Below are 15365 nucleotides of genomic sequence, written 5' to 3' on the forward strand. Positions count from 1 at the left end.
TGTTAACCAATACAATACAGTTTTTTACCAGGATAAAGCTTGCATAATACAAAAGCGCAAAACGCTAATAACACCTTTATTTTAAGAATTTTAAATTTTACAGCCTACTGCTTGCCACTGGAAACTTTTTCTAAACTTTTGTTCCGAAGAATCAAACATTATCCCTTACATTATCACGCTATTTTACACCTAGCTAGTTCATATTAGACATTTCCAGCGATCTCATAATCGCATAGTAGCATAAAGTACACTTTTTCTTAAAGTTTGGTTTTTGCTGAAGGGCACTGGGGACTGGGGACTGGGGAACTCGGGGTCCCTTCTGGGGATTAGGGGCAATGGGGATTAGGGATTAGGGGCCCTTGTTTCCATAAGTCCTTGGGACATGCTGCTTTGTTCGCACAAGCCTCCCTTAGGATTTACGAAAAATTATGTCCGAGGCAACAAAGCTCTCGCAAATTTTGACGATTTTTCCCCTTCAACAGTCTCTAATCCCGGAGTGCCGATTCATGAGCCAGTACTGCAGGAGGGTCTCCCGACCTAGGGCTCTGGCGTCCCACCACCAAATCAAAGATTATAGTGGGGGCTGCTCTGTCGCGACTTGGGAAACAAAAACCAGCCTGTGGCTGGCTGATAACTGCTGTGTTGGGAAGAAAAAGGGAATATATTGGCGCAAGCAGCCGCACAGATAATTAACTAATGGTCTTCTTGTTATATCGGTTGCAACTGTTAATATGAATAAATGTAACATTTTATTTCGATTTATGCAACTTTTCTTTACATACCGCTGACTAACCTCTTAAAAGGATGTATGCTCCCCAAGCTTCTGCCGCAACAGCCAAAACTGTAGACCAAATGGGATGAGGACTGTAGATAGTTGTACCGCTTTGAGTTTGCAAGGTTTGGATGTCAATCCAAGGCGTTGCTCCTCGCCGTAACCAACCTGTGACTATAATCTGCCGACCAATCAAGTCCTGAGGATTGACCTGTTGCCCTATCCACCAAATGTGGTGTAATTTCACCAAAGCTGTGTTGGATTGCAGGATTAAATCTTGTCCCAAGCAGTTACTTGCACCTCGGCGACCTAACAGCTTACCGACGAAATGGACGCAAATGCTGTCAGATGGCAGAATCGCTGGGTTGGATAACAGGTTAGGCAATCGGTCATCGGTTTGGGCAGTGCTAAATTTAATATCAGGAAAAAAAGAATTGATCCGGAATAATGTACCGATACTAAATCCAATCAGTACGCAACCTGTCACAAAAGACCAATCATCGTATATCCACTTTAAGTTCAAAAACTTAAGTGCGTATGCCGTTTGCCAAACGAGCCAAATCACAACGGCAAACACAACACCTATGGGAATTCCTAAAAAGGGAGCGATTTGAAAGAAAAAAGATTGAGGCTTCACCCTTAAAGGCTGTTGGCTTTCTAAATTCAATTCTGTTTCTAAATGCCAACGGCGGGCTATTGATACCAAACGTTGCAGGCGATCGCCGAGCAAAGGATGAGTATTATTAATTACAAACCACCAACGGTAGGGATTAAGATAGTCCCACATTAAAAACGATTCAAAGGTCGTGTGGGGAGCAATACTACCCAAACAAATACTTTGCTGGTAGCTCACAGGTGCTAGTATATTTAAGCTTTCTAACTGCCAACTGGTGTGTTCTTGTTTTTGGATATCATCAGCAATACCAATCGCAATTTTGAGTAAGGCACGGACAAGACCATTAGGATTACCAGTGATGTCAACAGCAAAGCGATCGCTATAGTAAAGCCGTAACTGTGACAACCATATGCTCGTTCCAGTCAGCAAACACCAGACTCCGTAAGTGAAGCTTGCCATAATAGCCACAATAGGACGCCAAATTCGCGCTGTTGTTCTGTCTCCCCATTGAGAAAAATACTGGTAACCTTTATATATTGGGATTGTTACGAGTAGCACCAAAGACATCACGACAAAATCCCAATGGACAATATGCCCTAACTGGCTCGCATAAATTGTGGCTATCTCATCATCTGCCAGTTGCTCTAACAGCCCCTGACTCACTACAATTCGGGCTGTGCGGGGTAAATTACCATAAGTTAGCGCTAAGGGTGCTGCCAAAGGTAAAACACCAAGTTTTGGTAACTGCCAGCCTCTCTGCTGACAACAGCCTTGCAGCACCCGAACAGCTTCTTTACTGTATCTATTTAAGGTGTCTCTCTCTAATTTTCTATGACTGTAAAAAATTATAAGTATTCGGTCTAGTAACCAGGGAGAAAAGCCTATCAATATGAGCAGTAGCAATAGCAAGAATAAAGTAGGATTAGCGGAATATAGCTGTATTGGCTGCAAATATGGTAGTTTACTAAGGATATCGTTGATAAATCGCATCAGCAACACGAGCAATTCCCGCATCAGCCAAAATAAAGCGATGAATGTTCCTACCATCAGCAGCCGAAAGGGTATTAAGTTCAGCTTTTGCAGTCTTTGCCAAGACTGTGCTCTTCTTGCTTGTCGCCAATGAATTGTCGGTGGTTTAGCTTTTTCGCGACTGGCTGGAGGAGGGGGTATGGGGAGATAGGGAGATGAGGGAGATGAGGAGAGAAAATTTCCCTGTGGTTCGGTTTCCTGGTGTCTGGGTGTCAGCGAAGCTTCCCCAACTCCCCAGCTCCCCAGCTCCCCAGCTCCCGTTGTTTCCTGCTGCTCAATCGGGACAAATCCTGTGGCATCAGTTGTTGATGTTTGACTACCTTGATCGGGTAGTGTCAATTGCTCTAAAGTGCGATTTGCCCACTGTTGTACTTGGGGATTTTGACTCTGAGTGAGAGTTTCGCATAAGGCGATCGCCTTTGGGATATTACCGCTCTTTGCATAAACTACGACTAACCCTATCTGCGCTTGCAAAACAGTGTTGCTGTTGCCAGTTGCAGCTACTGCTTCTAGAGTCGCGATCGCGCTTTGGAAATCACCCTGCTTAATTGCGGATAATCCTGCCTCCAAAGATGGTTGAGGATGTGAAGGCATAAAAATTTTCTCACTCCGGTCTTTTTTAACTCATTCGCCGTAAGTCCCCCACTATAACGGTACTCCGTTTAGTGGCGGGAGAGGCGGCGGACAATGACGAAAACACCTCCGACCAATATCAACCGCTCTTGTTGATGGGAGAGTGGGGTGGTTGAGGAATTGTCAATAAGATCGGGAATATTACGACTAAGTGTTGTATAATAGTATTGGTCGAAGACCTGCCTAGCTGGCTGACAACAAAACGCAAGGTGCAAGAGTACGCTTACGCAGGTAACTAGCAGAACTAGGGAATGGGCGAGTCCGCTGATCCAACAAGATATAATGATGAGCCTCGGAACAAAAATGAATAACTGCCTGCGGGAGGCGGGCGGCTGCGCGGGTTCCTTCAAAGCAAGGATAAAAGTAGAAATACCAGAGACGCGGTGTAAGACCGAGTTGTGGCAACACAAGGAGGCGGCGGCGAATGAGACGCGTGCCTCCTGCGGAGGAGCTAACGCTAACGCGGAGCGTGCGCCTTAGCGCTTAGCCCCCACTATAATCGGTACTCCGATTTGGTGCTGGGTACTTCACAATACCCATCTATGAGCTTTTTCAAGCACTTCGCTCTTAAATAGTGAGTAGTTGTACAAACGCGCTATGGCGCGTCTGTACATTAGTTGGTAGGAACTACTAACCACTAACAACTAACTATTTGAATCATTTACTGGTTGTTGTCCGGAAACGACTGGAGCAATAGCGCTCAATTTCAATTCTGGATGGTCTTCCTGCAATTGATGGCAATTCCATTCATTGCGGAATAGTAACACTGGACGCCCCATGCTGTCTTTCACTGTTGTGCTATTGAATAAGCGTCCTATTTTGTTCAACACTTCCCATCCGCCGTCAACCCAACGGGCGACAGAGTAAGGCAACAATTCGAGCAGAGTTTCGACTCCATACTCGTTTTGCAGTCGGAACTGTACCACTTCAAATTGCAACTGACCAACGGCTGCCAAAATTGGATCGCGTTTCGCTTCATCCACTGAGTACATAATTTGCACGGCTCCTTCTTCTCGCAACTCCGAAACGCCTTTTTGGAATTGCTTGAATTTAGAAGGGTTGGGGTTCCGCAGAACTGCAAACAACTCAGGTGAAAAATAAGGAATTCCCTCATATTCCAGCTTTTGACCAGTATAAATAGTATCCCCTATGGCAAAAACACCAGGATTGTTCAAACCGATGACATCACCCGCATAAGCAACATCTATTGATTCGCGTTCTTGAGCAAATAATTTTTGTGGGCGGGATAGGCGGATAGTTTTGCCTGTGCGGGCGTGATTCACTGTCATATCTTTTTCAAATCTACCCGTACAGACGCGCACAAAAGCGACGCGATCGCGGTGCTTCGGGTCCATGTTTGCTTGGAGTTTGAAGACAAATCCAGAAAAGTCCGGGTTTGTGGGGGGAATTTCACCAACAGTGCTATTGTGGGGACCAGGTCTGAGGGCGTAGTTAAGGAAGTATTTGAGGAATAACTCTACCCCGAAGTTGGTCATCGCACTACCAAAGAAAACGGGTGTCATTTTGCCTTGATGGACTAATTCCAAATCTAATTCTGGTCCCACCCCTTCTAGGAGTTCTATATCGTTTTTCAGTTGGTAGTAGAGGTCTTGTTCTAAAAGTTCTTCTATTCTCGCATCGCCTAAATCAACCACTGTATCCACAGCTTCGCGGCTACCGTGGGCGCTTCTTTCAAACAGGTGAATTTGTTGTTCTTGGCGGTCATAAATCCCTTTGAAGCGATCGCCCATACCAATCGGCCAATTCACAGCATAAGTTTGCAAGCCCAATTCTTGCTCAATCTCGTCCAACAGTTCCAAAGGTTCCCTTCCAGGACGGTCAAGTTTGTTCACAAATGTGAAGATGGGTATACCGCGCATCTTACACACTTCAAACAACTTCCGCGTCTGCGGTTCCAAACCTTTTGCCGCGTCAATGAGCATCACGGCATTGTCTGCTGCTGCCAAGGTACGATAGGTATCTTCGCTAAAATCCTGGTGTCCAGGCGTATCTAACAAATTTATCTGACAGTGCTGATATTCAAACTGCAACACTGTAGAGGTAATCGAAATACCTCGTTGTTGTTCCATTGCCATCCAGTCAGAGGTGGCTTTACGCTGCGCCCGTCTTGCCTTCACTGCGCCAGCTTCATGAATTGCTCCTCCGTACAGCAGAAGCTTTTCTGTCAGTGTTGTTTTCCCAGCATCTGGGTGAGAAATAATCGCAAAGTTGCGACGATGATCAACTGCTTGATGCAATTCCGACTGTATTTCAGTAGACATACTGTGATTTGCTTGCTTGTAACTTAACTTAACTTAACTTTTTCCAACTTTAGCGAGTCTTTTAATCTTAAGATAACAATGCTCGTGATAGGGTCGTTGTATAATTACCACGCTAAACTAAGGGAGAAAAAAAAGAATGTACGATTCAGACAAACGGAAGATTCTATCAGCACTGAGTCATGGTGCAATTTTCTTGAGTGCTACCTTAGTGTCTGTAGGTCTACCCATAGCCGTACTATTTCTGTCTGAAGACCCAGTTGTTAAGGAAAATGCTAAAGAGTCAATCAACTTCCACTTTAATGTATGGCTTTATGGAGCGATTGTAACAGGATTAACTTGGATAACCTTAGGTTTGCTGTTACCACTAGCAGGTTTATGGTTTCTAGTCCACTGGGGACTGACAATTTGGGCAATTTTCTCTGTTGTTACCGATCCAGATAAACCCTTCCGCTATCCCTTCATTTTCCGGGTTTTTTAGTCATAAGTCACGCTTCATTAGCCTTTAGTCATTCATCAAAAAACTATCGGTTGATGAACTATTGATTCTGGACTCATTGCGCGCACATCACCATTAATTTTTAATGATGTCCAGATGTAAAATTTGAGGGAACTTTTAATATTTTTGCTCGGCAATATAGCTGTAAAATATAAAATTGCCCCACAGCGATCAGCAGCAGTAGGGCAGAGGAGCCACTTGCGTTGGGTTTCCCCTGAGTCTCGCAAGTGGCGTCACAGTTAAGCGGTTTTTGTAGTCTGTCTGACTACAGAGCGTTTTTGTTCTAAGTATATGACGCTTTGTTTTTTGTCCATCAAAGTTTGCTCAAAAAGTTTTGTAAAGTTTTTCGGAGAATATTAGCACTAGGGTCAAGTCATCAGATCAACACAGATCTTCATTTATGCCTTATCCAAGAAGTGCATAAGTTGATTTGACTGACAGCTATATAAAAAATACAGATGCAAGGTTTTAATTGTAGCCGTCACGTGGCTCTCTGTGCCTTGCGATTTTGTAACTTTATGAAACTCATGTGAATTTAAAAGGTTTGCTTATGGCTACTGATTACGTCCTATTTATTCATGGTGTCAATACTCGCTCCCAACGAGAAAAGCCGGACTACGCCGACGAACTGTTCGAGCTAATTACAAAATATATTGACACAGGCTACGAACTCCAAAAAATACCTCTTTACTGGGGCAACGTGAACAAGGAAGGAGAAGATAAACTCCTCTGCAAGCTCCAGTCTGAAGACGGTTGTTGGCAACAGCTTTGGTTCAAACAATTCCGCCAAACCACACTACTCCAGTTTGCTGGTGATGCTGCTTCATACATCAGCCGCACTGTTGGTTCCAAGGTTGTCGAAAAGCTCAATCAGGACATGCTAAAGGGATTAAAGAACGCTGGTTCACAAGACCGTTTGCATCTAGTGACTCATAGCTGGGGAACAGTTATCCTGTTCGACGTTCTATTTGCTGAACGTTGGAATGACGAAAATATCGAAGGTTCTAAATATGTTCAGGAGATTCGCAGGCACTTTTATGGCGTAGAACCCAACGCGCAGGAAGGTATTCGTGTTTCCAGTATTCACACAATGGGCTCGCCTATTGCTCTGTTCAGCCTGCTAGATGTAGTGAAAGGCGAGAAACAAGCTGCTGGTGCGGCAGAATTGACACAATCTCAGGCACGTCAACGCGCTACCCATGACATCACTCCCAATTTGGAAGCGCTCCTGAAGAACCTTGGCAAGAAGCTGAATGGAAACAAACTACTTTGGCGGAACTACATTCACCCCGGAGATCCTGTGGCTTGGCCCCTCAACCCCCTAATATACAGCTTAGTCGATGGATTGAGTCAATCTGTAAACGTGGAAGATGTCGTCACCGAATTAAACGGTTTCGACTATCTGAACCTACTTTTTAGCCAGACACCTTTAGCTTTGTTGCTCAATGGCGGTAATGCCCACGGCAGCTATTTTACAAGTACGAAGGTGGCGCAGACAATTGTTGAGAGCATTGAAAAGGCAGCGAAACAACCTGTAAAGGCAGCGAAACAACCTGTACTTCTTAATGTTTCATAATAGTCTGAAAACTAGCTTAAGCACGTCGTACTATACTTCATGGGGTAAGCCGCTCCTTTGGTGCAGCATTACCCCACAAGTTAGTTGTTAATTTTAAAAAGCCCTATGTTTCCGACTCATCGCCCCCGCCGTTTGCGTACCCATCCACAACTACGCCGGATGGTACGCGAAACTGTTTTAACCACAAATGATTTAATTTACCCTCTGTTTGCCGTACCAGGTGAGGGGATTGCGAATGAAGTCAGATCTATGCCTGGTGTCTTCCAACTTTCAATAGACAAAATAGTGGAAGAAGCAAAAGAGGTGTACGACCTGGGAATTCCTGCCATTATTTTATTTGGCATTCCTGCAGATAAAGATGTGGATGCCACTGGCGCATGGCATGATTGCGGTATTGTCCAAAAAGCGGCGACCGCTGTTAAACAAGCAGTACCTGATTTGATTGTGATTGCTGATACTTGTTTGTGCGAGTACACCAGTCACGGACACTGCGGTTATTTGGAAGTGGGTGACTTAACCGGACGGGTTTTGAATGACCCAACGCTGGAATTACTTGGGAAAACAGCGGTTTCCCAGGCAAAAGCCGGGGCAGATATCATCGCGCCTTCCGGAATGATGGATGGATTTGTACAAGCTATTCGCGGCGCTTTGGATGAAGCTGGATTCCAAGATACCCCGATTTTGTCTTATGCTGCGAAATATGCTTCGGCTTATTACGGTCCATTCCGGGATGCAGCAGACTCAGCCCCACAATTTGGCGATCGCCGAACATACCAAATGGACCCTGGTAACGCCAAGGAAGCCCTCAAAGAAATTGCACTGGATATCACCGAAGGTGCTGATATGCTGATGGTGAAGCCAGCTTTGGCATACATGGATATTATCTGGCGCGTGAAGGAAGCGAGCAACTTGCCTGTTGCTGCTTATAACGTTTCTGGTGAGTATTCTATGGTTAAAGCCGCAGCTTTGAACGGCTGGATTGATGAACAGCGTGTGGTGATGGAAACTCTCATCGGCTTTAAACGCGCCGGCGCAGACTTGATTTTAACCTACCATGCCAAAGATGCGGCGCGGTGGTTGCGCTAGACGCTGATTGCCTCAAGTGCCAAATAATTAAATTTTGGTAACTTTCTTGATAATCTCACTCCAAGGTGCAAAGGCGCAGAGCCAATCTAGGTGTCTTTGTGTCTGGGTGTGAGATTATCCTCTACTCAAGAGATAAATTTGATCGGCGAGACTTTTTGGGTGACAGATAAAAATACACTATAAAACAGAGGCAGCTTCCCAAACGCTTGAAAAACACTAACTATGGGGGGTGAGGGCTATCGCCCGTTTGCCAGATACGTAAGCAATAGATTATAAAATAATATAGTTAAGAAATAATCCTCAGTTGGCTTTTTTACGTCAATTGATTTAATAAATAAGTACTATAGTTTTAGAAAGGGAGCATTGGGTATGGATATGCAAGTCCTGAGAGAGCGTGCGGGACTTAGCCGTGCAGAGGTTGCCTTCAGGCTTGCAATTAGTGAAACTAGTGTTCGCAACTGGGAAGCAGGGCGTACAGAGCCTACCATGACACCTAAAAAATATTTAGATGCATTGCGGCTGTTTAAATGTACACCAGAAGAACTGGCTGCTGCAAGCGAAAAATCAATAAATCAACGACATAAGCGTAAACCAGGAAGACCTAGAAGATTTCCGGAAAATCAGGTCAATCAACCTCCTCAAATGAATCAGGTGACTCAAGTCAGCGATTCGCCAAGTTTGCATTTGAGAGAGGCTGGATACTAAGTACAAGATTGCATAAGTTCGTAGCGTGATAGTTCGTAGTTGCGCTGTCTACCCAACGGGTGCGCCGCTTATTTGTCTACGCGCTTAGCGCAACAACTACAAGCCCAAGAGTGCGATACGAATTTATGAAATACAGTACTAACTTCAATTCATAGCGTGTTGCTATACCCTAGTTTTTCACTTCCAAAGGACGAGTGAGTTGAATAACTTGAGCCAAAAATTGGGAGTGTAGCTTGATAAGCAAAGAATGACTCGACCGCATCCCCATACCTACTCTGTGTTAGTAATCTCCTTTCAAATAGTGGAGGAAGAGGGGAAACTCCGCTGTGAAACGCTAATTTGAAGGCGGCTGATCCTTAGTATACGACTCAGGTTTTGGACCAGCATTACGCACATTAATAACTTTATTAAGGACATCAAACCAAAAAGGCGCGCCCATTGCAATAGCTAAACCACTTACAACCCAACCGCATAACATAGCTATAACCTTCCATATTTTGCGCAAGATAGCGTTAGCAGTATTGCCTTGACTAGTATTCAATGGCTCAAGATCAAGCTGTTGATTGATGTTTTGCCATCCAATGGGTACAGAAGCATCGCTTAAATCCTGCTGAGCTTGCCTAATGACATTTATATCATTAGGATAAGATTCGGCTTGCTGAATTGCTCTTTGAGTAATTACAGAGCGAATAGCCGAATCCCGTGATAGTCTGTTGAGGAGGAAAAATGTATCAGTATTGGTTAATATAGCAATTGCTATCCCAATTAAGATAGCAACTCCTTTAGCATTGCGCTTATAAACACCACTTGACCGATCCATTGAGCGGTCAAACCACGTTTCAACCTCTTTTTTAAACTGATTCGCTTGTTCTTTGAGGTCATCAATTTTTATCCTAGTCCTGTCAGCAATCACAGTAAGACTATTAATTAACTTATCAGGTACGTGTTCAGGTAAACTATTAACAAGATTTTTAAATTTTTGGTTTTGCTCAATATCTCCATATATTGCTTGGATTCTTTGGTAGCTTTCACTATTTTTGTCATTAATACCTGTTTTCAATTCTTTATAAGTGGATAGTATCATGTGCAAGTTATTTTGAGTACTAGGATTTTTCACATACTCAATTAACTGGGGAATTTTTAAAGTTTCTAATAAAGTGATTGCAAATGTTTCGGAAGGAATATAGGAAGGAGCACTTTGTTTTTCTTTTGATACTTTTGAGTGAATGGTTTTAGTAACGTCTCGGAATCCCTTTTCTATTCCATCCTTTGCTTGTTGATTTAAGGTATTAATTATGGGGTCTCCATAAAGTTCCTTTACCAACTTCACTGCCTTTTCGATTTCTTCTGACCCAGTTTCTTCTGACCCAGTTTGGCTACCACCTGCCATGAGCAATTCAATTGATTGTTTTAAATGTTTAGCTCTCCATTGTAGAACGGTAGAAATTAACTCCTGAATTTCAGAAGCTATCAAGCTCAAAGTTAAGTAAATAAAAACTAAGCCAATAGCAATATCGAAAATAACAGGTAGATTCATTGATATACTCCAATCATTTTTGAAATGTTAGCTGTGTGACACTGAAATTTTCTGGTATTCTATAAGATATCTATTTGCAGAAGAATATTCCTTAATTAAAGTTTAAACACCGCAATCAACAAACGCTAATTTTAGGAATTTTTATGAAAATTTTCCCGAACAAAATTATGTCATTCAAACGTGTTCTAGCTTATCACTTAGAACATTCCGGATTGAAAACAATTTGTCCTGGAGAAAGTCGATACACGCGTTGCGTTTCCACAATAAGGTCTGCTTTATACAAAGGACGTGATATCTGTCACTGCTTCATATACTAGGTAAAGTGCCAGTAGGAAAAGGCGAAAAACTACCAGAACCTGTGATCAGGGTGCCTCTGTTGTCCTCTGCACTTTTTACGGTTTATGACTATAGATGCAACTCGTGCAATTGCTCACCGTCTTGGAGAGCAGATGCGCGTTAAGATTCAAGAACAATAATCGATAATATTGGTCAAATGGCAGAAACACTGTTCTTCAACGCTTTGCGGGAAGCCATTGATGAAGAAATGGCGCGTGACGCAACTGTATTCGTTCTTGGTGAAGACGTAGGGCACTACGGCGGTTCCTACAAAGTGACTAAAGACTTATACAAAAAATATGGCGAACTCCGACTTCTAGACACTCCTATTGCGGAAAACAGCTTTACAGGTTTAGCTGTTGGGGCAGCAATGACCGGGTTGCGACCAATCGTTGAAGGCATGAACATGGGCTTCTTGCTTCTTGCCTTTAACCAAATAGCTAACAACGCGGGTATGCTGCGCTATACTTCCGGCGGTAACTTTAAAATTCCAATGGTCATTCGCGGTCCTGGAGGTGTAGGAAGACAGCTGGGCGCAGAACACTCCCAGCGCCTAGAAGCATACTTCCAAGCTGTACCAGGATTGAAAATTGTCGCCTGCTCTACTCCTTACAACGCCAAAGGATTGCTGAAATCAGCTATCCGCAATGATAACCCGGTGTTGTTCTTTGAACACGTTCTGCTTTACAACTTGAAAGAAGACCTACCAGAAGAAGAATACCTACTGCCTTTGGATAAAGCAGAAGTTGTGCGACGTGGAAAAGATGTCACAATATTGACATACTCCCGGATGAGGCATCATGTGATGCAAGCGGTAAAAACATTGGAAAAGCAAGGTTATGACCCAGAAGTCATTGACCTGATATCACTTAAGCCACTAGATTTTGATACAATTGGTGCATCCGTAAGAAAAACACATCAAGTGATTATCGTGGAAGAGGGCATGAGAACAGGAGGCATTGGAGCAGAATTAATTGCCTCTATCAATGAACGCTTGTTTGATGAATTGGATGCACCTGTACTGCGGCTTTCTTCCCAAGATATTCCCACGCCCTACAACGGTAATATGGAGAGATTGACCATTGTTCAACCAGAGCAAATTGTTGAAGCTGTGGAAAAAATGGTAGGTTTGCGCGTCTAGGACTGCAAAGTCGATAGTGGGTAGTCGTTAGTAGTTAGTCGTAAAGAATAACTAGCAACTAACAAATGTACAGACGCGCCATGGCGCGTCTCTACAACTAACAACTCATCACTCAAAAGTCTTCCAAAGAGCGCTATCATAGCCTTTGTCGCAGCGAGTAAGGGTATGCAAAGACAGCGATCGCTATTAGCTTTGATTTTAATCTTGGTAATCGCCGCCATTACGGTGATTGCCACAATTCCTATACCTCTAGGGTTAGACTTGCGGGGAGGTTCACAGCTTACCATTCAAGTGAAAACCACACCAGAAATTCAGCAAATTACCGAACGAGAATTGGATGCTGTCAAAAGCGTCGTTGAAGGTCGGATCAATGGTTTGGGCGTTTCTGAACCAGTGATCCAAACAGTAGGTACTGACAAAATTTTAGTACAACTGCCCGGAGTTAATGATCCAGAGCAAGCAGAACGAGTCCTGGGAGGTACGGCAGAATTAGAGTTTCGCAAGCAAAAGCCAAATACAGAAACTCAAGTGTTTGCTCTTCAAGCATCCAGAGCAGAACTCAAGGCAAAGCAGGAACAATTGAGGAAGAGCAACGATAAAGCTGCTATAGAGAAAAATCAACAAGAACTGCAAAATAATACTAAAGCAATTGCGGAATTATTTGAAAGCACAAACCCACCACTCACAGGTAAATACCTCAAGGATGCTTACGGCGAACCAACGCAAGGAAGTGACTGGCATGTTGCTATTCGCTTTAATGAAAAGGGCGGTGAGGTGTTTGCTGAACTGACGAAACAACTCGCCGGTACTGGACGTAGTATAGGTATTTTTCTGGACAACGAACTCATTAGTGCTCCCACCGTAGGACCAGAATTAGCTAGCACGGGTATTACTGGTGGTTCTGCTGTGATTACAGGTCGATTTACTGCACAACAAGCCAACGACTTAGGCGTGCAACTACGTGGTGGCGCGTTACCCGTACCAGTAGAAATTGGAGAAATCCGGACTGTTGGGGCGACATTAGGTAAAGATAGTATACAAAGCAGCATTTATGCTGGCATCGGTGGTCTGACTTTAGTATTAATATTTATGGTGGTGTACTATCGATTGCCGGGATTGATTGCTGATATAGCTCTTGTGATTTACTCCCTCCTAACTTGGGCAAGCTTTGCTTTGTTAGGCGTTACCCTCACACTGCCAGGTATTGCTGGTTTCATCCTCAGTATTGGTATGGCGGTTGATGCTAACGTGCTGATTTTTGAGCGTACACGGGAAGAATTACGAGCAGGCAAATCTTTGTATCGTTCTGTAGAATCCGGTTTTTACCGAGCATTTTCTAGTATTTTAGATAGCAACGTCACAACATGGATTGCCTGTGCAGCGCTATTCTGGCTCGGTTCTGGTTTGGTGAAAGGCTTTGCTCTCACCTTAGCTTTGGGTGTTGCCGTAAGTATGTTTTCAGCAATCACCTGTAGTCGCACACTTATGTTTTTGGCAATTTCATTCCCTTCGCTGCGCAAAACCGAACTTTTCTGTCCGAACGTGCCAGTGACGAATAAGGCAGAGGTGGCTCGATGAGACTCAGTATCAACAAATCAAGAGGGCTTTGGTGGATTGTTTCCTCCGCGATTATCCTTGCCGGTATCATCTCAATGGTGATTTCTTGGCAACAACTTGGTGCTCCCCTGCGTCCCGGTCTGGATTTTATCGGTGGTACGCGACTGCAGTTTGAACGAGATTGTACCAAACCAGGTAACTGCGACAAAGCGATTGATGTCAACGTCGTCCGGGAAGTAGCCAGAGCACAAGGGCTGGGTGATAGCAGTATCCAAGTTGTTACCGATAAGGAGACAAGGAAAGAAAACGGTGTATTAATTCGGACAAAAACTTTAACTCCCCAACAGCGTACCCAATTGCAAAATGCTATCAGTGAGAAAATAGGCGCTTTTGACCCTCAGAAAAACCAAATTGACACGGTGGGTCCTAGCGTTGGGCAAGATCTGTTTAGGTCTGGTATCCTCGCTCTGATAGTTTCCTTCATTGGCATCACTGTCTACATGGCTTTTCGCTTCCAGTTGGACTATGCCGTCTTTGCCATCGTCGCTCTATTCCACGATATATTAATCACGGTTGGGATTTTTTCGATTTTGGGTTTGACACTAGGTACAGAAGTAGATAGCCTGTTTATCGTCGCCCTGCTGACGATTACAGGTTTTTCGGTTAACGATACTGTGGTCATTTATGACCGCATTCGCGAAACCCTCAAAACTAATCCTGATCACCCCATTGCTGAAATTGTAGATGATGCGGTAAACCAAACCCTAACACGGTCAATAAACACAACCTTAACCGTATTACTGACATTATCTGCTCTCTTCCTATTTGGAGGAGAAACACTGAAAAATTTTGCTTTAGCATTGATTATTGGCTTTGCAGCTGGGGCTTATTCCAGTATTTTTATCGCTAGTACACTCCTTGCCTGGTGGCGAGAGCGCAAAGGCGAATCGGTACTACCCAATCGCGCCGAATCAATAGATGCTTCAGTTGATAGTTAGTTATGAGTGATGAGTTAGGAGTTAGGAGTTAAGAATAATAAATAGTTTATTTTCTCCCCAATACTGGCGCTCGTCGCTTTGCGACACGCTGCGCGTTAGCCCTTGGCGTGCGCTTGCGCTTACGCTCTTTATCCCATTGCCTCATCTCCCCCCTCCATCTCCTATCCACTTATGGCTCAACCAGAACAACCATCACCAAATAGCTGGTATCCTGACGAAAGCGATCGGTCTTTTGCTAAACAAGTACAAAAGCTGCACCAGCTACAGGTATATGGCAGGTGGTTGTTTGTCGGTTTTTTGTGGCTCACTGTTGTGCCTGTTTGTGTGTGGGATTTACGTTCCGAAATTGCACTGTGGCGACAATACTTTACCTGGGTAGCTGTCCGATACGGGCTATACTATCATCCCTTGGCTACTCTTGGTCTATATTTTTGTCTGGGTATCACCCTTGCTGTTCTTATTTGGCAAAGCCGCAATGCGCTACTAGGACTACCACAGCAGGAAAAGCAACGCCTAGAACAACAGGTTTGTCGGATACGCCAGCAAGGACCAAGTCATCCTTTATGGAGATGGGTTTGCAGTTAAATTAAAGTATTAATTT

General features: G+C 43.9%; 11 protein-coding genes. 8 read left to right on the forward strand and 3 right to left on the reverse strand.

Features of this window, described 5'->3' with window-relative positions:
- Positions 1-788 precede the first annotated feature (788 nt).
- On the reverse strand, positions 789-3011 hold the full coding sequence (locus tag AACT52_RS25395) for a zinc metalloprotease HtpX (protein WP_073633815.1): 2223 nt from the start codon (positions 3009-3011) through the stop codon (positions 789-791).
- A 683-nt stretch (positions 3012-3694) separates the two neighbouring features.
- Positions 3695-5332 (reverse strand): peptide chain release factor 3, encoded by a 1638-nt coding sequence (locus AACT52_RS25400; protein WP_073633817.1) that lies wholly within the window; start codon positions 5330-5332, stop codon positions 3695-3697.
- 136 nt (positions 5333-5468) lie between these two features.
- Here AACT52_RS25400 and AACT52_RS25405 point away from each other — a divergent pair, with 136 nt between their 5' ends.
- The 4 genes from AACT52_RS25405 (at position 5469) to AACT52_RS25420 (ending at position 9195) form a co-directional block, all read left to right on the forward strand.
- Complete coding sequence (locus tag AACT52_RS25405; RefSeq protein ID WP_073633818.1) at positions 5469-5810, forward strand: DUF4870 domain-containing protein; 342 nt, start codon at positions 5469-5471, stop codon at positions 5808-5810.
- Positions 5811-6378: 568 nt separating this feature from the next.
- Complete coding sequence (locus AACT52_RS25410; protein WP_073633819.1) at positions 6379-7404, forward strand: hypothetical protein; 1026 nt, start codon at positions 6379-6381, stop codon at positions 7402-7404.
- 105 nt (positions 7405-7509) lie between these two features.
- Positions 7510-8490: a porphobilinogen synthase gene (hemB, locus tag AACT52_RS25415; protein ID WP_073633820.1), complete on the forward strand. Its 981-nt coding sequence runs from the start codon at positions 7510-7512 to the stop codon at positions 8488-8490.
- A gap of 369 nt (positions 8491-8859) precedes the next feature.
- Positions 8860-9195 (forward strand): helix-turn-helix domain-containing protein, encoded by a 336-nt coding sequence (locus tag AACT52_RS25420; RefSeq protein WP_073633821.1) that lies wholly within the window; start codon positions 8860-8862, stop codon positions 9193-9195.
- A gap of 334 nt (positions 9196-9529) precedes the next feature.
- Here AACT52_RS25420 and AACT52_RS25425 read toward each other — a convergent pair whose 3' ends face one another.
- A complete protein-coding gene (locus AACT52_RS25425; protein ID WP_073633822.1) occupies positions 9530-10732 on the reverse strand; it encodes a hypothetical protein in 1203 nt (400 codons plus the stop codon).
- A 493-nt stretch (positions 10733-11225) separates the two neighbouring features.
- Between AACT52_RS25425 and AACT52_RS25430 the strand changes: the two genes are divergently transcribed.
- From AACT52_RS25430 to AACT52_RS25445, 4 genes are all read left to right on the forward strand, one after another.
- On the forward strand, positions 11226-12209 hold the full coding sequence (locus tag AACT52_RS25430) for an alpha-ketoacid dehydrogenase subunit beta (RefSeq protein ID WP_073633823.1): 984 nt from the start codon (positions 11226-11228) through the stop codon (positions 12207-12209).
- A 165-nt stretch (positions 12210-12374) separates the two neighbouring features.
- Positions 12375-13787: a protein translocase subunit SecD gene (secD, locus tag AACT52_RS25435; protein WP_073633824.1), complete on the forward strand. Its 1413-nt coding sequence runs from the start codon at positions 12375-12377 to the stop codon at positions 13785-13787.
- Positions 13784-14764, forward strand: coding sequence for a protein translocase subunit SecF (gene secF / locus AACT52_RS25440; RefSeq protein ID WP_073633825.1), 981 nt, complete (start codon positions 13784-13786; stop codon positions 14762-14764). The genes secD and secF overlap by 4 nt, the downstream gene beginning before the upstream one ends.
- A 171-nt stretch (positions 14765-14935) precedes the next feature.
- Positions 14936-15349 carry a hypothetical protein gene (locus tag AACT52_RS25445; RefSeq protein ID WP_073633826.1) on the forward strand — a complete coding sequence of 138 codons (414 nt, stop codon included), beginning with the start codon at positions 14936-14938 and terminating at the stop codon, positions 15347-15349.
- Positions 15350-15365 lie beyond the last annotated feature (16 nt).

This window comes from Scytonema sp. HK-05, from assembly GCF_963872035.1.
Classification (GTDB): domain Bacteria; phylum Cyanobacteriota; class Cyanobacteriia; order Cyanobacteriales; family Nostocaceae; genus Kalymmatonema.